The organism is cf. Phormidesmis sp. LEGE 11477 (assembly GCF_015207105.1).
Classification (GTDB): Bacteria; Cyanobacteriota; Cyanobacteriia; order Phormidesmidales; family Phormidesmidaceae; genus Phormidesmis.
Map to the genome: position 1 here is coordinate 36,617 of NZ_JADEXO010000027.1, position 19,456 is coordinate 56,072.

Here is a 19,456-nt window from a genome sequence, read left to right on the forward strand (position 1 = left end):
TTCAGCCTCTGTTTAATCTTCGTCTTTATTCCCGAACCTATGGAAACTTTTCAGACGTCTTTACCCCCTACCGAGCTCAACGGTCATAGTAAGAGTGCTAGGCCATTGCCTTTACCGCCAGTACAGCAACCAGAGTCTATTCTGACGACCTGGCAGCAGTACGCTCAGCAGGAAGAGGACTTGAGCCTGCGTAACTTACTCTCGACCATCCGGCGTAGAGCCTGGATAATTGCGGGCGTAGGCGCGGTGGTGATGACCTTTTTTACAGTAAAAGCGCTCCAGCAGGAGAAAGTTTTTCGAGGGCAGTTTCGGATGCTGGTAGAGCCAGTTAACGCCAGCGATGATCTCAGCGATCTCACATCGATTCTGGCTACGCAGAATACAAGAAGATCTGGCCTGGATTATGCGACGCAGGTACAGGTGCTACGCAGCCCCGAACTGATGGAGCCAGTGCTAGAAGAACTGCAACAAACCTATCCGACGCTGAGCTACCCAACTTTGCTACGCAACTTGCAGATTTCTCGCCCAGGGGAAACAAAGATATTAGAAGTCAGCTACCTTGGCTCAGATCCGGTTCAAATTCAGGTGGTGCTAGATTTTCTAGCTCAGACGTATCTAGAGTACTCACTAAAAGAGCGACAAACCAATCTAAGACAGGGTATCAACTTCGTAGAAAGTCAGCTACCAGATTTGCAGGCTCGGGTTGATACGCTACAAGATCAGCTAGAAGCCTTTCGTCGGCAGGCCAACTTTATTACACCCGAAACGCAGTCGGGCTCAGTGACGCAGCAGGCTGGCGAGATCGCCAGCCAAAGAATGGCGCTCAACCAGCAGCAGCGGGAGGCTGAGCAGGCTTTTAGCAGCTTGCAGGAGACGTCTGGGGCGCTAGCTACGCTCGAAAATGCGCCTATTTATCAGCAGCTGCTGGGTGAAATGCGGGCAATAGAAGTCAGAATTGCTGAAGAGCTTACTCGTTTTGAACCAGGTAGCCTACCAATTCGCGTTTTAGAAGAGCAACGAGAAAATATCTTGCCGCTGTTAAATCAGGAAGCTCAGCGGGTAATGAGCGCTGAGCAGGCAGCAGCGATCAACCGGTTAGAAATGCTAGCTGCTCAAAACGAAATACTAGAAGATGTTGAGCAGACAGGTTTTGAGAGACTGAACGCGCTGCCTTCTCTAATTCGAGAGTACACCGATTTGCAACGCGAGCTTGAAGTTTCAACAGCGGCGCTGACCCGGTTTCGATCGACTCAGCAGAGTTTGGCGATCGAAGCCGCACAAACTGAAATTCCGTGGCAGATTATTGAGGCCCCGACGCAACCAAAGAACCCGATTTCACCGGATTTAGAGCGCAGCTTGCTCACAGGCATGGTGATAAGTGTGCTGCTAGGACTAGGCGCAGCCCTGCTGCTAGAGAAGCTAGATAACGTTTATCACACTGTAGATGAGCTAAAGGCAGCAACGAAGCTGCCGCTACTAGGCGCGCTGCCGACGAACCAAACATTGAAAGACAGCCGCACGCCCGGACGCAGTGGGCTAGCTAAGATAGCTGACCGAGTATCTCGTATTCCTCAGAGCCTTCCTAGCGCCTTTGGCAGACAGTCGATTGGCTACGGATACGGTGGTAACAGCGACTCTAGCTTTTTAGAAGCGTTGCGGGTGCTGTATACCAACATTCGTATGCTGAGTTCGGATCAGCCAATTCGGTCAATTTTGCTCAGCTCAGCGCAGCCGGCAGAAGGTAAGTCTACGATCGCGGCAAACCTAGCGCAGGTGGCAACTGCGATGGGACAGCGCGTACTCATAGTAGATATCGATCTGCGTAAGCCTCAGGTACATGACCGATTGGACATTCCGAATGAAGTAGGTCTATCGAACCTGATTACAGATAGCCTTCCGCTCAAGGCAGCTTTACAGCAGGTAAACCCAGAGGGCTCGCTGTTTGCGATAACGGCGGGAAAGATTCCGCCTGACTCGACTAAGCTGCTGTCTTCTCATAAGATGCAGCAGCTGATGGCTACGTTTGAGAAAAGCTTTGATCTGGTGATTTATGATTCGACGCCGATTACGGGACTCGCCGATGTCAGTCTAGTAGGCCAGCAGACTGATGGCCTGGTGCTGATTACGCGCATGGGCGTCACCGATCGCACGGTACTAAAGCAGACAATTGAAACGCTAAAGCTCTCTCGCATTCCAATACTGGGTGTAGTGGCCAATGGGGTAAAAGCTACCGGGCTAAGCGGCTATCGCTATTACGCTTATGGCTATGGTCGTGATGCAAATGGTCACCACGACGAGGTGATTTCATTTGGCACACCTGCTACAGAGCATAGTGCAAACGGCCATGGTGCAAACGGCCATGGTGCGAACGGCAATGGTTCTGTCTCGTAATAGTCTATTGTTTTCTCACTTACTTCCACGTAGTTCATCTTCTAATCTGGCGATGCAGATACGGTGGCAGCAGCCAGCGATTGTTCAAGCTGGGATTGATCAAACCCGGCTGACTATAGCGGATGAGCCTACTGGAACGGTTCCTTTTTCATTCGCTGTCATGGGCGATACGGATGCGGGGTCACGAGATAGTAAAACTTCATCTAGTTTCTCTAAGGCATTTTCTAAGCAGCTACTGACAGCTTCAGCGGACTGTCGCTTTCTGCTGCATACCGGAGATGTGACCTATCCTACCGGCAGCTACGAAAACTATTTGAATGGATTTCTACGGCCTTACCAGGCGCTATTGTGTGGACTGCCTATCAGTCCTGACCGTGCAAGAGAGATTGTTTTTAAGACGCCACTGCTACCGGTGCCGGGAAATCATGACTATGCGGAAGCTGCGGGTTTGCGTGGGATTTTGGCGAGGCTAGTAAGGGTGATGTGCGATCGCCTACGACAAACCTTAAATATAGACCTAGGTCACTATGGCGGCGAAGGCGGCGAAGCCTACGGAAGAATCTTTTTAGACCATTTATCGTCGCTATCTACAGATCAGTTAGCGGCGCATCTGGCAGCTCACTATCACGACTTTTCAGAGAAAACAGATGCTCATCAGCCCGGAAAGCTAAGTCTAAACTACCGACCGGGACACTTCACACGCCTACCTAATCGATACTACACCTTTCACTACGCAGGAATTGATTTTTTCGCGCTAGACTCCAACACCTGGAATAGTGCGCCGGAGGATGCGGGATTTGATGATGAACAGCTCGCATGGCTAGAGCATCAGCTGATCTGCTCCTGGCGATCGCCAAATGTGATAGGACGAGTAATTTATCTGCACCACTCGCCTTACACAACCGAGGCGAGTCGGTGGCAACAGTCTGAAACGCTATGGGTACGAAGACATTTGCGAACAGTGTTAGATAAAGTAGTGACCCGGACAGGACAGCAAAAAGACTTGCAGCGAAGAGTTCCACTGGTGGATTTGGTGCTAAGCGGTCACGCACATTGTTTAGAACATTTGAAAACCGGTGACACCGGCCATGCTGATTCCTATACGGATTGGATAGTGTGTGGCGGTAGCGGCGCAAACGTGAGATATCGGAGACAGTCAGATACGGTAGAAATTCTAGAAACGGTTTCTCGTCGAGGGCGTCAGTATCCAGGCGTAGTAGCGAAGTCTATGTTTTACGCAGGCGCTCATGAGCGGCGGGGTAGACAGCAGCGGCTACACAGCTTTATTCGAATAGATGTAACACCAGGGAGCAGGCGACTGTTTAAAGTAGTTCCTTTCGTTGTGACTAGGAACGTTAGAAATTCTGGAGCGAACGCCGTAGGAGTTTGTGAGGACTGGCAAACTGAAACTGGCAGCGCGTTTCACCTAGGTAGTAGAGTGTTGAGCGTTCGTTAGAGTTCCCTTTAACGTCATCTTTCTCACAACAGTTTTAGCTTTCTATTGTGGGCTTTGTCACCAATACAAAAAACTGATAAAGATACCTAGTAGGGAAATTGATCGCCTGAGAATTTTACTAGTAATTTCAACAGCATACTGTTGTAGCTGAAAGCATATCATTGGTAGCAAACTTACTGTTTCTTTTTAATATTGAAGCCTTATCGTAGTTAAGTTAGGGGAATCGACCGGATCAGCCGACCCTAGAAAACACTTGATAATGGTGCTATCTACAAGCCTAAATAAAACCACCTAGGAAGTAAGTCATAAAAGATTACAAACTTAGATAAAAGCCACATAGCTTTAGTCGAACTGGATTGTTCTTCTCAAAATGCAAAAAATCTTTTGTGGTTTTTATCAATCTCCTTTTTAGGGCTCTATAGGGTGAGTGCAGCAGCTCTCGTAGTGACAATTGCTTGGCTGATTGTACCAAACAAAGACAATCTTAAAGAAAATCAGGCATTACAGCTATGGCGCTCAAACGAGCTTTGATCGACGGCGTTCTAGGAATTGAATCAGCGGCTGACGCAAGCGCTAGAAAGTCTGCGACTAGACGTAGAATTCGGAGCTCACATCTGCTGATTATGACGCAGTTTTTCCCGCCAGATTTTGCGGCTACAGGGCAGCTCATCGAAGAACTAGTCACTCAGATAGGTCAGCAGAATGTAGATGTAAGAGTATTTACCGGACAGCCGGGCTATGCGTTTGCGAAAGAGAATGCGCCAGAGGTTGAAACGCGAGGACGAGTGCGAGTGAAAAGATCGCGCACGACTCAGGTGTTTTCTCGGCGGATTCGCGGCAAGACGATCAATGGCTTGTTGTTTGCAGTGCGATCGCTTGCTCATCTAGCTATCAACTCGCGGCGCTATCAAACGCTACTGGTAACAACAGCGCCGCCGTTTTTGCCAATGATTGGCTATTTAGCAAATGTTTTCTTTGGCCTGTCCTATGTCTGTTTGCTATACGATCTTTATCCCGATATTGCGGTAGAGCTAAAGGTGGTGAAGGGTAATCATCCGATTGCGGTGTTATGGCGATGGATTAACTGTCGGGTATGGCGGCGCTCGGACAAGATTATTGTGCTAAGTGAGTCAATGAAGCAGCGGATTGCGCGACAGTGTCCTGCGGTCACCGACAAAATTTCAGTCATTCACAGCTGGGCAGATAGCGAAAAGATTGTACCCATAGCAAAGAAGGACAACTGGTTTGCGCGTGAGCACGGTCTAGTTGAGCCGTTTGTGGTGATGTATTCTGGCAACATGGGTCGGTGCCACGATATCGACACTATCTTTTTAGTGGCACAACGGCTGAAAAATGAACCTATTCTGTTTGTGTGTATTGGCGATGGTGCTAAGCGTACGGCGCTAACGAAGGCAGTAGCAGCAGCAGGACTGAAGAATTTCTTGTTCTTGCCGTATCAAGAGAAGTCGGCGCTGCCGTATTCACTGACAGCCTGCGATCTTTCTCTGGTCAGCGTGGCGGATGGTATGGAGAGCCTGGTGGCCCCTAGCAAGCTATACCCAGCGATGGCAACTGGCAGGCCAATCGGGGCAATTTGTCCGTCGCACTCTTATCTAAAGTATTTGCTGGCAACGGCAAGCTGTGGAGCAGCATTTGGTAATGGCGAAGTGGATAAGGTAGCGGACTTTATATTAGGGCTATCGCGCGACCAAGAAAAAGCAAAGACTATGGGCGCATCGGGCCGACAATATCTAGAGTCGCACTTTACACCCAAGATCGCAGCACAGCAGTATTTATCCGCTTTAAAGCTGTTTGAGATGAGAATCTAACAGATAGCTGTGCCAAGAAACGGCTGTATGAGCTGGATTAAAGCCTATCGGCAATCGTTTACGCTGGTTGGCTCGTCTCACAAGGACTACTTACGTATGCGGTGTGGCGAAAACAATTACTCTAATCAAGTTTTCACGGTTGATAGGCAGGTATGATCGCGGTTTAATAACTATCAGCTAGTTTTGTTCAGTTAGTTGCGTTCACGTAAGGGCAATCTCTATGGAATTGCGGAAACGGCGGAATCGAAAGCGGTCAAAGCGACGGGCGATCTATTGCCCTATGCACGGGTGCTATATCGATAGCGTCAGTCAGAAGCATCGACTATATGCTGATAAGGCTGAGCATTTGCGAGAACGAGGCATGGGTCGAAAGGTTTCGCTGCGGGTGATGTCAAGCTATACGACAGTACCGCTAGAAGGTGAGTGGCTAGAGGCTTTTTGGTGTGGCGAGTGTCAGCAGAATGAATGGTATTGGGTAATGCGATCGCCTGAAAATACTTACACTTTGAACAAAGTTCCTGAGGACCTGTGGCAGCAAGCGCAGGGCGTCATTCTGGCGACCGGAAATCCAACGGTGAGTGAGTTTACTAGAAGACAGTCACGACGAATGAACTACTATGGTGTAAAAGATTTTGTGATGGTGTAGCTGGCTATCAAATTCTCTCTTAAATTTCTCCTGAAAGCGAGAAGGAAGCTTGAAGAGTATAGTAGTATTCAATGTCTAAGATTCTTGTAATTAAAGAATCTTTTGACTAAAAATATTTTATCAAATGAGCGTGGGCTTTGATGGTCTTTTCAAGATCTCAGTCTCCTCAGATCTGGCCAGGTATAGGGCCGATTTTGAGGAATTCTTGTAACTTCAATTTACAGACAAACACATCCACTTTGATAAAAGACCAAATATGTAGAAGCTTTGGGTGCAATCATTATTGCTTCTGCTTATATTATTCAACTGCCTTGGGAAATAGTGAGAAATCTTAGGTCTACTTTGCGATCGCCCGCCTACCAACTAATTAGGTCAATCGCACGACGTAACTGGCCGCTGTTAGCTATTAATCTGTCAACTAACTTATGTAGCGCTCTTTTCGAAGGGTCTACTTTAGCAGTCGTCTATCTAGCTATATCATTTCTTTCACAAGAAGGTACTAGCAGCACACCTGCAAAGTTCAACTGGTTATTAAGCCGAGTGCCAGTCGATGGGACGCAGATGTTCCTGGTACTGCTGGCAGCAGCGGTACTGTTGCAAGTGCTGCTGAGCTTCAGTAACTACTGCAACAAAGTTAGTGCAGCATACTTTTCCGCTAGAGCACAGCCTCAGGTAACAGGGCTAGTATTTGAGCAGATTATGTCCTTCAGCTTTGGCTGTGCTAGCCGATATAAAGTAGGCGATTTGATCAAGTTTGCAATGAGTGCCGCCGGCGCTGTAAACAATCAGATCACAACAATAAACGGACTGATCGTCAGCCTGACTTTTGTGCTGACATACTCCTTGATTTTGATTAGTTTGTCGCCTCTTCTGGCAGTAGTTGCGCTTGCGCTTGCGCTTACGATTGCCGTGGTGCAGCGTGTATTAGTGCCGAAGATTTCTAAAGTTGCACGGCATCTGATGTCGGTGCAAGTAGAAACGGCTAAGTATATGACCGAAAGCATTCAGGGGCTGCGATTGTTGCATACTTTTGGAACTCAAGCGCAGACAGTTGAACGGACTGTCGAGTTGTTGAAAGACAGCCAGGACATACTGCAGAGGCGGGCGAGGCTAATGTCTCTGCCAGAGTCTGTCTTGGAGGTATTACCCATATTGGCGCTAACGGTTTTGGCTGCGATCGCTTACAGCCTGAGCGATTCGACTGAGGCGATCTTACCCATGCTGCTTACATTTTTGCTAGGTTTGCAACGATTAGCAATTCGCTTGCGAGGCGTAGCTAATGCATTTACTAAGTTTGCGGATAATACAGCTGGTTTGAAGCGACTTAATAGCATCTTGAACCTGAGTGATAAGGAGTTTTATGAGAAGCAAGGAAGAGACTTTGAGCAGTTAGATGATGACATTCGGTTCGAGAATGTTGCGCTTTCTTACACCAGCGATCAGACTTTTGCGTTGAAGAATCTTACCTTTAAAATTCCTAAGAATAAAGTGACTGCATTAGTAGGCCAGTCTGGCGCAGGAAAGTCTTCGATTGTGGATTTGTTATTAGGATTATACCAACCGACTCACGGACGTGTCATGTTAGGAGAAGCAGACTTACGTGATTATTCTCCTCATACTTGGCAGCGGCATGTCGGTGTTGTCAGCCAAGATACGTTTATTTTTAATTGCAGTATCCTAGATAACCTACGCTATGGACGTCCGACGGCGACGCTGCCTGAAGTGATAGAGGTTGCTAAGACGGCGCAGGCGCACCAATTCATTTTGGATTTACCCGATGGTTACAATACGGTTGTGGGTGAACGTGGATATCGGTTGTCTGGTGGCCAGCGACAACGGCTGGCTTTAGCTCGAGCAATTTTGAAAGAGCCCGAGATTTTGATATTGGATGAAGCGACAAGCGCATTAGATAGTGAGTCTGAAAGATTAATTCGAGAGGCCCTGCTACGATTTCAACAAAATCGGACTGTAGTTGTTATAGCTCATCGGTTATCTACGATTACAGAAGCTGATCAAATATTAGTCTTGGATAAGGGACAGATAGTAGAACAAGGTGACCACAGAGAATTAATACATACGGTAGGCCGTTACGCTCGATATTGGAGCTTGCAAACCCAATAAGGTATCTTCTAAGGTTCTCTTTAATAGAACGGTAATAAATCTAGAGCAGTGAAAATTCGTTACCAATGTTCAGTAACTTACGACTAGCAGTTCAATATGTAACCTTGACGCAAAAGTAGTAGGGGCCGCTCCAGCAGATAAGGAGTCGGAGTAATATAAAATGACTTCAAAGATTCAGATGATAGAGAATCTCACCCAATGGCTGAGTTCCGTGCATTCGGTAAACTGCTACGCTGGCGATCCTGAGTTGCAAAAGCATCATTTGGCAGATATCTTTGTCATCTCTCATCCAAAATCTGGCAGAACATGGCTTCGAGTCATGCTCCAAAAGTATTTATCACTAGTCCTAAATGAAGAATTCGATTCAAGCGGTGATATCAGTGATCTATCTAAGAAACTGGACAAAATTCCTTATATAGGACTAGCACACGACTTTTCTTCAATTACTAATCATAAAAAAAGAGTGAGATACAGAGCTGATAACTTACCAACTCAAAAAGGAATATACAAAAACAAGAAAATTGTCCTTTTAGTTAGAGATCTGCGCGACGTGATGGTCTCATACTATTTTGACTGTACACAGAGAAATAAAGTTTTCACAGGTACAATCAGCGAATTCATCAGGAATCAATACTTTGGTATTTCTAAAGCAGTCAATTTTCTTAACGCATGGCAAAAAAATAAAAGTGTTCCACAGGATTTCCTATTGATTAGATATGAAGATATGAGAGTAGATACTCTGAGCCAGCTTTTCAGGATTATAAATTTCATCGGTTCTCCTATAGATCTCGATACCGGAATAGCCGCTATAGAATACAGCGATTTTAATAATATGAAGCGGATGGAGCGGGAAGGTTACTTTAGTGGCAATGAACGATTTTCTGCAAGCAATCCTGTAGGAGAAGGAGTTCGTAAAGTTCGCCAAGGTAAAGTCTTGGGCTTTCCAAAGCACTTGAATCAAGCCGATATCGATTATTTAACCTCTTATGTTAACGATAATCTATCCCCTTTTTTTGGTTATACAGGATTCGGTCTAATCAATTAAACTTGAGCACGCTAGAAAAATATCAGATAAGATAAAAGAGGAATATCGACCTATTTTACCAAAGTTCTTCAGAAGTTGCTTTTGTCGACAAATGAATTTGAAAGCCAAGCAATGAACAAATTAAGCAACTTGTGCTTGTATGGATAGTATAAAAATCTTGAAGGAAAACTCTATCTATAGAGTTACTGATCTCGTATTTTGCAAAGGAATTAGATGGCAACAAGATAGAGAAAAAATACTTACGCACTCTCGATATAGAGATACAATACTTTATGATTATCTAACTCGAAAAAGATATGAATATGATCTAGCTACGTTTAGACGTGTGGTAAGGCGTCATCAAAAAAAGTACGAAAACCCATCTTCTAAATCTCTCGTTGTACATTTAAGATTAGGAGACGTCATGGATGATGATAAAAATCATGCTTGGCGTAGCTATGAAAAATGTAAGAGAGTATATCAACGCCTAGCGCTAGGGTCTTTACCAAACTTGACAACCGCAACGGTTGTTGCTGCACTCCACTTCGGCGCAAATTCATCGAACCAAAAGTTTTTCTATAGTGACAAGGCAAAGTTCCGTAGTTTTGAAATACTTCAGTTGGTCTCAGATAGGTTGAAGCTCGAGGGGTTAGAAGTTTCTTACAAGTCTACTGATAATATTGACGAAGATATCTGCTTTATGGCAGGTAGTAGGTATTATGTGAAAAGTTTTTCTGGCCTGTCCAACTTAGTTTCAGAGTGCTTAAGTTATGGCTCATGTGTATGGACGCCAGACAATGAATTTCAAAAAAAAACACGAGTAAATTCAATACGAGGTAAAATTTCCAAAATTGAAAAAAGTATTGTCAACGCTAATACTTGAAGCATTCAATCCTCAAAATATAATTTTGTTCTTCTTTCTGGTCCTAAATCTTTAGAAAGTTTAGCTAGAAGTGTTTCTTATCGCAAAACCTTACTTCCCAAATGCAGCTAATAAGGCCAGCAGTTGAAAAGCTATTATCAATACGTCAAAAGCATACGCTTTGCATGAAGAAGTCTCGCTACTACAAATATGCACGAAATAATGTTAGGTGTGATTGTCCTCTGTGCAAATGTCCTTATCGAAACAAAGGGCAATATAGTTTTGTCTTTGTTTCGGAAGAAAAAAAGATAATATATTACGATATCCCAAAGTGTGCTTCATCGACAATCAGAAAGCTATTGTTTGACAATGTCAATGAATTATCATTAAATAACCCTAAAGACCCCCTTTCTGAATACTTCAAGTTTTCTTTCTCAAGAAATCCATGGGACAGGATAGTTTCTAATTGGAAGATGTTTACAAGTCAACCGATGAGAATAGACCAGTTGAAGTCTATGACGGATAGAGACTTGTCAAGCTTTAGAGATTTTGTCCTCTTTGCAAAGCAAGTAAACAATCACCATTGGCAGCCGCAGTTTCGTTTTCTTCCCGATGAGTTAGACTTCCTGGGGAAAATTGAGAATTTTGAAGCCGATTTTCATACCTTGTGTGATGTCATTCAGCAAAGCGATATAAAGCCTAATGGACTGCGTCTAAATTCTACAACAAGACTACCTTATAGAGATTACTATACTTCCGAGACTATCGAAGCTGTTGCAGAGATGTATTCAGAAGATATAGAGATGTTTAAGTATAGCTTTGATGGATAATGAATGTTTTCATCTCTATTCTCTTTTCTTGACTGAGGTTGAGAATAGTCAATTTTAGAAGTGGCCGTAGCCTTGTCGGTGCTTTGTTCAACATTTATGGAAATGTCATAATTTCCACAATCTAGCTTGCCTTTGTAGAGAAAAGTATTCTGAACTGCAGTGGTAGAATTTTGTAGCTGGCACCGGCAGGTAGCGCAGAAAAGGTAGAAGTATTTATAGAATTACCTCGTCATATTTTCTGAAACAGGTAGTGCATTTTCGTAGAGAATAGAGGAAAAGTATAGTGAATCTGATTGCTTTACCGCTGGAAGCTTCCAACGGTTTTGTATTATTCTTCGTCCTTTATAAAATAGGATCACCTTAAAATAGAAGTGAACGGGCATTCCTTGATCAAGAAAATATGCCTACCCGTTTTGGCTTGCCAACCTTCGAAAGGTAGAGTAAGAATGTAGAAGGCGCTCTCCTGTAGTAGAAGTAGATCCGTGCGTCAAAATAAGCTCGATAACTTGGAGAGTTAAACATAGATGAAGAGAACAATTAAAGATTTTGTATTACGATTTCCTAGACTTCGGACTTTACTTTCCGACTTCGGACTAGAAGTACCTCTCCCAATATGGGATAAAAAGCCTGATAGAAATAACGGTTATTACAGTCAATATGGCCAAGATCACTGGATTGTTGAGCGCGTATTCCCAGATCGTTTAGAACCGGGTTTCTTTATTGAAATGGGCGCAGGTGATGGCTTGCTTTTAAGTAATACAGCAATTTTGGAAAAAAAGTTTAACTGGACTGGCCTCTTAATTGAGCCAAGCCATCAATTTGAGAAACTAGAAGAAAATAGGAATTCAGCATGTATAAACGCATGCATCTCGAACAAAAAAGGATATATATATATAGCAGAAATGCCTGCGCCATCATGCATGAAGGTTGATCCTAACAATGCGTTAAGATCAATGACCATAGACGCAACAGACGTTTACGATGCTAAATCAAAAGCCCTTTCTAGGTTGCCGCATAATTTCAAAGACAGAATTACTCAGGATATGATTGCCGTAAGAGAAGTAAAGTGTACAACAATGAAGGATGTCTTGCTAGAATGCGGCGCGCCTAAAACGATAGACTATATGAGCCTCGATGTTGAGGGACATGAATATGAGATTATGTCCAATTTCCCGTTCGAGGAGTACAAAGTTTTAGCTATGAATATCGAGAGACCAAACAAAGAGCTTCGAAGCTTACTCGGAGAAAAGGGCTACTTTTCAGTTGCACGTAATCAATGTGGGGATCTATTCTACATACACGAAAGTATGTCAGGAAGATACTATTCGAATTGATGGCATAGTCCCAATTAGGCATTGACCGCGCAGTGGCTCTCTTCCTCATCCCTGAACTGACGACTTGAATATTTATAGAAGAACTAGGCATACTATCGATTAGGATAAGAAGAATTTACTAGAAGTAAAGAGACGTGCATTTAGACCCCCTTTTTTGGGAAAATGTGAAATCTCTCTATAGTATCTTTTCTAAGTCAATGCGAAGACTAAAGAATTTCTTATTCAGAAAGCTATACGACCGTATCCAAGTAGAATCGCAAGTTCGTCCTGGATATCATAACCAGGAGTGGATCCAAATGTTGGAAGTCTGCAGTCATGGATTATATCTTGGCGGCTGTATAAGACCTAGTGAAGCTCGGTACGCTGAAATTGGCAATAGCTTTCATATTGGCGAAGGCATCTTCGTCAGAGCTGAAGGCGGATTGAAGATTGGTGACAATACTCACATCAGCCGCCACCTTGTTCTTTGCAGCAGTAACCACCAATACAAGGGAAAGCGGCTTCCTTCTGGTCTCAATGTGGACATGCTGATGGGATTGCTAGCGTGCATTCAGCGAGATGCCCCTGATGCCCTGACCCCCGATAGATGCAGAAGCTTTGCTAGTGCCCTTCACCAAAGCTCTATTTATGCTTATCGCAAAGGTGCAGAAACGATTCCGCTAGATGGTTTCAACAGGCTAGCGGAATGTCTTCTGAATTTGAGTATAGAGAAAGAGCTTTCTACAAACTTATAGCTAGTTCTACTGATCCTATGTTTGCTGAAGGCTGTCTCAAGCAGGCTCGTTTTATTAGAAATTTGCTAAGAAAGCCCTTTAATACTGCGGTGACAGACATGTCCTGAATAAACAAATAACTATGAGAATTGCTTTTGTTACCCCAGAGTATGTCACTGAGCCAACCTACTCCGGTGGTTTAGCTAACTATCTTGGCCGCGTGACGGTCGCGCTTGTTCAGGCAGGACATCACGTCAGTGTTTTTACGCGATCGCAAACTACCGAACACACAGACTTTCAGGGTGTGAAGGTCTATAGGGTAATACCACTATGGGATCGCCGGATGATTCTCGACCACATCGATCCGCTTATCCCTCGAGCGCTCTACAACCCCTATCAAGATCTCAAAGCAGCCTGGTGCCTGTGGAAAAAGTGGCAGCAGATACACAAAGAAGAAGCCTTCGACATTGTTCAAGTCGCAAATGTCATGGCTGTCGGACTATTCTTTCGCCAGGTCACGCAAGTTCCTGTTGTTACCCGGTTATCTAGCTATCGTCCCTTTTGGGATAGAGCCGCTGGGATAAGAGAAAATATGGGCGTTAAGGCGCGCTGGCACATGGAGAGACTAGCGATTACAGGCTGTAAAAATCTCTATGCGCCTACCTACTTTGTTGCTAAACAAGTAGAAAATGGTTATAGCACACCTAACGTAGACGTAATCGAGACGCCTTTTTTCCCAGAGCAGCCAACCTTCGATCCATCTATCTTTAATGAGCAGCTTGCTGGCAAGTCGTACGCACTTTACTTTGGCCGAATGACCCAGATGAAGGGCGTTCATATCCTGGCACAAGCCCTGCCAAAAGTACTGCTGAAATATCCCGATATGTACATGGTTTTCGTTGGCGGAGAAGGTTTCTCTCCCGAAGGTACGACGATGCGAGAGTACATTATTGAGCAATTAAAAGCGTTTGAGAATCGGGTTATTTTCATAGAATCTATTCGTCATGACAAACTGTATCCGATTGTCAAAGGAGCCAAGATTGTCGTCCTACCTTCTTTAATTGATAACTTGCCCAATACTTGCTTAGAGTCAATGGGCTTAGGAAAGGTCGTGGTTGCTACAACCGGATCTTGTTTTGAGCAGGTCATTGAACACGATACCTCTGGCATCTTGGTAGAGCCTAGCAATCCTGAGCGCTTAGCAGATGGAATTGCTGCCGCCTGGACACTTGACGACAACCAGCGCTCTAATATGCAGCGACGAGCTGTAGAAAGCGTCACACGACTTCATCCAGACAAAGCGATCCCAAAGCTGATCAGCTATTACCAAGAGTTGCTAAAAACTAGATAGTTCAAAGGCTGTTGTTCACCAAGAAAAGATCTCATTGCATAGGACTTCTCAAAGTATGTCTATAGGTTCTTTAGTACTGAATGTACGTAAAAAATACGGACACGGACTGAAAGTTGCACACTATCGCGATGTTGTACGCCTCCGCATCTTAGATACTCGGCCCATTGATAACGCTGTTGATACTACCTGCGAGATTCATGTACTTACTTCATCTAAAGATTGGCTAAATCTGATGTGGGCACTGAAGTCTTTTTACTGGGCTTCTGAAAAGTGCTACGCCCTGTGTATTCATGACGATGGAACGCTAGCTACCGAGCAAAAGGAGACCCTCCAGCAGCATTTTCCTAAGTCGAGAGTGATTGATAGACAAGCGGCTGATGCATACGTGCTAGAAAGCCTGACAACCTATTCTAACTGTCTTGAGTTTCGTAAAACTAATCCCTTATCGCCTAAAGTATTTGATTTTTCTGCTTATCTGAGAAGCGATCGCATGTTGCTGCTCGATAGCGACGTTCTCTTCTTTGAGAATCCAACAGCGCTGATCAACCGCATTGAAGATCCTAGCTACAAACTAAATACTGTCAATGGTGATGCTGCTAGTGCTTTTACTGTCGAGCCAGCCATTGTGAAGGCGCAATGCGGATTTGACGTTCTGGAACGATTCAACTCAGGGCTAGGACTTATCCACAAAGCGTCAGTTGACTTGTCATGGATCGAAGATTTCCTGAGCTTACCCGGTATCATCGGTCATTTTTGGCGTATAGAACAAACGCTTTACGCTTTATTTAGCTCCAAGTACGGTGCTGAGCTATTACCTTCTATCTATGACGTACATCTAGAAGGAGACATCAGCGGTGCGCCTGTCCGACACTACGTAGGCGCGATTCGCCACTTGATGTATGGAGAAGGCATACAGCATCTTGTTAAACGTGGGTTCTTGAAGGACTTTGCTTAGATGAAAGTACTCACTATGCCAGACTGTCGTTCAGACAATCCCTATCAAGCCTTATTAGAGAGAGCCTTAATCGACCAAAATGTGGAGATGTTCTTTCCAGCAGGTTATCGTCGTTTACTGCCTTTTTATAGAGCAGTTGCTGAGCAGTCAGGGAGAATCGATGTTCTTCATCTTCACTGGTTAGGACCCTATTTGAAAGGTGGCCCTGTTCTTGCGCGATGGTTCTACGCTGCTAAGCTTTTGTTGGACATCTATATCGTGCAAATGTCAGGCGTTAAAGTTGTGTGGACAGTGCATAACCTTATCGCCCACGATGCTCAGCATGTTCGATTACAGCGGTGGATACGTAGACGATTAGCAAAGATCGTCGACCGGATGATCGTACATAACCACTCTTCGAAAGCATCTGTGGTCGAGCTTTACGAAGCAGCAGACAACGCCATCAGCGTTGTCCCGATTGGTCATTATCGAGATGTATACGCTCCTCCAATTGATTCAAAAGAGGCTCGTAGCATCCTAGGTCTGCCGACTACTGGAAATCTCTATCTATGGCAGGGCATTCTGCGTCCTTACAAAGGTGTTGAAGCTTTGTTACAGCTTTGGTCTGAGCACGAAGATCTTTTGTCTGAGCATACGCTAGTAATTGCAGGTGCAGCTTCTGATCCTGTTTACCGTGAACAGATAGCAAGTGCTGCCGCTGGTGTGCGTGGTGTGCAGATGCGTTTGGAATTCATTGCAGATGATCAGATGCACCTGTTCTTTAGCGCCGCTACAGCTGTTGTGTTGCCCTTTAAGCAGATCCTAACGTCTAGTAGTCTGGTTTTGGCAATGTCTTATGACAAGCCTGTGATCGCGCCGCGCCTGGGTGGTATTCCAGAAACACTGCAAGATGCAGATGCGCTTCTATACGATGCGGATGATGGGCTGGGTTTACTGCACGCGATCAAGATGAGTATGGAATCAGACCTGTCATCGCTGAGCAGTACGGTGAATCAGATTTGCGATCGCTTGGACTGGAGCGCGATCGCTCACAAAACCTCTCAACTCTATAAATCTGTCTTGCACGAAAGATCAGATGAAAAACAAGTCGAGTGTAATAAAATAAGGAGAAACCGACCACATGCCTAACTTTGCTGCGCTTATCTTCGTTGGTCCAGGCAATATAGAAGCATGTCGCCTTAGTCGACTGTGTGAGAGCCTATTGATTCACGAACCTACTGTGCAGACACTTGTCATCATCGACGATAGTTCAGAGCATAACTTCAAGGAGATTCTGCCAGCTGAGTTACAAGAGCGTACAACTATTCTACCCAATCCTCGTAACAAGCGCGGTGATTGGTGGCAAGGGGGCTTGTGCGTTGGTCTTGCAGAGGGTCTGCGTTGGCTGGGAGAAAATCGACAAGTGGAATTTGTAGTTCGGCTTGATACAGACGCATTAGTGATAAACCGATTTTCAGATCGAGTTATGGCTGCTCTTAACGCAAATTCAGAAACTGGACTACTAGGAACATGGGACAAATATCCATTGAAGGGAAATCAGCGCTTACCTCACGAAGGTATGAGCAAAACATTGCCTCCTATGTTTAAGAAGTCTATGAAATATTTTGCTATCTGGCGTCATTCTGATTGGCCGACTCGAATTCAGTGCGTTCTGAATAGAAACGACCGGATAGTCCGTAATGTTATCTCTCGTGCTATTCGAAATGGCTATCGGCCTGGAGACTTTATTCAAGGAGGCGCTTACGCTATTCGCGGACAGCTAGTGCAGGATTTGTATATTCATCATCTTACGACAACACCACTGGCTTTTTTGTCTCAACTGTATGGCGAAGATATTCTTGTGACACTCTTTTGTTACGCAGTAGGTTATTACCCAGAAGGCTGTAACCAATCTGGAGACGTTTTCGCAGTTCAGAGTAAGGGTATACCCGCCCCCATTGACGAACTCAAAAATAACAGCTACTCGATTATCCATAGTATAAAAGGGATAGAAGCGTTCAGTAGCAAGTTTAAGAGTATGACGGTTCCTTCGGACGTATTATGAACGCCTATCAAATGAATCCAAGGTTTCTGTAGAGCTATCGAATAATGAAAAATATTTTAATCAAAGCGCTCCCTCCTAAGCAATATTTAGAACTGAAAAGACTTCACTGTAGGGTTACAAAACCTGGAGAATTTTCTCGACTCCAGGAAAAAAGGGAAGATGTGACAAACAGTTCGTATTCCTGTAGACCGTTCGTAGAATCGAAGTCGATTTTCATTCATGTTCCTAAATGTGCTGGTAGTTCGATATCCCGATCTTTGTATGGAAACTTAGCTGGTGGCCACATTCCAATAGATGGATATACAACTATCTTTAAGCCTGAAGAGATACTCTCTTACTTCAAGTTTGCTTTTGTGAGAAATCCCTGGGATAGGCTTGTTTCTGCATACCATTTTCTGAAAGATGGCGGACTCACCAGTAGAGATGCAAAGTGGGCTCGTCAGGAGTTAGGTGACTTCGACAGCTTTGATAAGTTCGTCCATAACTGGCTAAATGAAGAAAATATTTGGAAGTACTATCATTTTCAGCCTCAGAGCTATTATATCTGCAATCACCACGACAAATTAAACCTTAACTTTATCGGCTTTTTCGAAAACATAGATGAAGATTTTGACTACGTTACTAACAAACTGAATAAACGTTGTGACCTGAAGAAGATAAATACAAGTAGTCAGAAGAACTACCAAGACTATTACGATGACATAACAGAGCAGATCGTAGCAGACGTCTATGCCGAAGATATAGAAATGCTAGGATACGATTTTGCAAACTCTAATATCAAGAACCAGCTGAAAATGCGATCACATAAGTTGGAATATAATCGTTTATGACACAACGGGCGGGGTCTATCGTAAAAATGACACAACTACAGCTTTATATTCACCATGAAGAATATTTGTATCGTCGCGCCTACAGTTGAGCACCTCATATACACAATTACTCGTGCGATCGCCTCCGACGATATTCGTGTTCACGTGCTCACTGATCCCAAGAATTCCGTTTCCTATCGAGGTCACGCTTTTTACTATGACCGCATTGAGAACGTTAATAATACATTCATTATTCATGAGCTAGCGTCCATCCGCTGGGACTGGATGTACTTTCATATCATGCCTCAACTGAGACAGCTCGATCTGCGGGCACTTGCAAGTAAAGCCCAGAATGTAGGGATCCTTTCCAGTCGTGAGAAATCTTCTTACTTGAAAACGATATGGCACGAGCTCAAAGAGATATTCAACTACTTCCCAATCGTTTGGAGAAGTAAGCGAATTTTATTTTCAGAAGGATACTACGGCTTTGATGTATACAGTCTGTTTGCTTTTAGGCAGCCAACTGGGATTGATGTTCATTCAAACTTTCTAACTAATGAAGCTCTCAACAGTAAAATGTTTTCGTTTGACTGGTCTCCACAAGTAGATAGAAAATATAAGCTCAATTTCATCGGGAACAGGAATCCTTCTGAAAGAACGAAGATTAACAAATTGGTAAAGGCTAGCTTAGAGGAAAATGAACAATTCAAGGAAGCTTTGGTGTGGATAGAGTATGGAAACGAACCTGATAAACCGAGAGGTGTAACACCACAGGATTTTATTTACTATCTAGAAGAATCAGACTTTACACTCTGTCCGCCGGGATACAGTCAAGTGACTCATCGAGTGATGGAGGCTCTAATCAAAGGAAGTATTCCTATTCTATGTGAAAACGACTTGCCTCTCTATGACGTTGAGCTTGAAGATGGTGTTAATTGTATTGCAGTTAGAGAAAACAGCTGGGACGTAGCAATTGAAACAGCACTCAGGCTGGAGTTTGAAAAAGTTAAAAAAATAAGAGAAAATATACTAGCTATGAAAAATACATTCCTATCAGAGAAAGCCTTTTCGACCCGGCTACAGATAAAAAC

The 19,456-nt window shown here is 44.2% G+C and carries 16 protein-coding genes; all 16 read left to right on the forward strand.

Translation table 11 applies throughout. The features are described 5' to 3' along the window. The first annotated feature begins 39 nt into the window (after positions 1–39). Positions 40–2,391, forward strand: coding sequence for a polysaccharide biosynthesis tyrosine autokinase (locus tag IQ256_RS10220; protein ID WP_228024748.1), 2,352 nt, complete (start codon positions 40–42; stop codon positions 2,389–2,391). Next, positions 2,345–3,847 (forward strand): metallophosphoesterase, encoded by a 1,503-nt coding sequence (locus IQ256_RS10225; RefSeq protein ID WP_193855442.1) that lies wholly within the window; start codon positions 2,345–2,347, stop codon positions 3,845–3,847. The genes IQ256_RS10220 and IQ256_RS10225 overlap by 47 nt, the downstream gene beginning before the upstream one ends. A 509-nt stretch (positions 3,848–4,356) precedes the next feature. Next, positions 4,357–5,676, forward strand: a complete 1,320-nt coding sequence (locus IQ256_RS10230) for a glycosyltransferase family 4 protein (RefSeq protein ID WP_193855443.1) — start codon at positions 4,357–4,359, stop codon at positions 5,674–5,676. A 220-nt stretch (positions 5,677–5,896) separates the two neighbouring features. After that, a complete protein-coding gene (locus IQ256_RS10235; protein ID WP_193855444.1) occupies positions 5,897–6,322 on the forward strand; it encodes a hypothetical protein in 426 nt (141 codons plus the stop codon). 267 nt (positions 6,323–6,589) lie between these two features. Continuing rightward, positions 6,590–8,443, forward strand: coding sequence for an ABC transporter ATP-binding protein (locus IQ256_RS10240; RefSeq protein ID WP_228024749.1), 1,854 nt, complete (start codon positions 6,590–6,592; stop codon positions 8,441–8,443). Between the two features lie 160 nt (positions 8,444–8,603). Beyond that, the gene (locus IQ256_RS10245) at positions 8,604–9,488 is read left to right on the forward strand and encodes a sulfotransferase domain-containing protein (protein ID WP_193855445.1); all 885 of its coding nucleotides are present in this window, start codon (positions 8,604–8,606) and stop codon (positions 9,486–9,488) included. A 403-nt stretch (positions 9,489–9,891) separates the two neighbouring features. Next, the gene (locus IQ256_RS10250; protein WP_193855446.1) at positions 9,892–10,350 is read left to right on the forward strand and encodes a hypothetical protein; all 459 of its coding nucleotides are present in this window, start codon (positions 9,892–9,894) and stop codon (positions 10,348–10,350) included. 164 nt (positions 10,351–10,514) lie between these two features. After that, a complete protein-coding gene (locus IQ256_RS10255; protein WP_193855447.1) occupies positions 10,515–11,159 on the forward strand; it encodes a sulfotransferase family 2 domain-containing protein in 645 nt (214 codons plus the stop codon). 524 nt (positions 11,160–11,683) lie between these two features. After that, entirely contained in the window at positions 11,684–12,493 is an 810-nt protein-coding gene (locus tag IQ256_RS10260; protein WP_193855448.1) for an FkbM family methyltransferase, read from the forward strand. A gap of 296 nt (positions 12,494–12,789) precedes the next feature. Then, the gene (locus tag IQ256_RS10265; RefSeq protein ID WP_193855449.1) at positions 12,790–13,227 is read left to right on the forward strand and encodes a hypothetical protein; all 438 of its coding nucleotides are present in this window, start codon (positions 12,790–12,792) and stop codon (positions 13,225–13,227) included. A 121-nt stretch (positions 13,228–13,348) separates the two neighbouring features. After that, on the forward strand, positions 13,349–14,557 hold the full coding sequence (locus IQ256_RS10270; protein WP_193855450.1) for a glycosyltransferase family 4 protein: 1,209 nt from the start codon (positions 13,349–13,351) through the stop codon (positions 14,555–14,557). A gap of 55 nt (positions 14,558–14,612) precedes the next feature. After that, a complete protein-coding gene (locus IQ256_RS10275) occupies positions 14,613–15,512 on the forward strand; it encodes a hypothetical protein (protein WP_193855451.1) in 900 nt (299 codons plus the stop codon). Then, positions 15,513–16,640 (forward strand): glycosyltransferase, encoded by a 1,128-nt coding sequence (locus IQ256_RS10280; RefSeq protein ID WP_193855452.1) that lies wholly within the window; start codon positions 15,513–15,515, stop codon positions 16,638–16,640. After that, positions 16,633–17,556: a glycosyltransferase family 2 protein gene (locus IQ256_RS10285; RefSeq protein WP_193855453.1), complete on the forward strand. Its 924-nt coding sequence runs from the start codon at positions 16,633–16,635 to the stop codon at positions 17,554–17,556. The genes IQ256_RS10280 and IQ256_RS10285 overlap by 8 nt, the downstream gene beginning before the upstream one ends. A 44-nt stretch (positions 17,557–17,600) precedes the next feature. After that, positions 17,601–18,386 carry a sulfotransferase family 2 domain-containing protein gene (locus IQ256_RS10290; RefSeq protein ID WP_193855454.1) on the forward strand — a complete coding sequence of 262 codons (786 nt, stop codon included), beginning with the start codon at positions 17,601–17,603 and terminating at the stop codon, positions 18,384–18,386. A gap of 279 nt (positions 18,387–18,665) precedes the next feature. Next, the coding region (locus IQ256_RS10295; RefSeq protein WP_193855455.1) for an exostosin family protein at positions 18,666–19,456 on the forward strand (791 nt) is incomplete at its 3' end.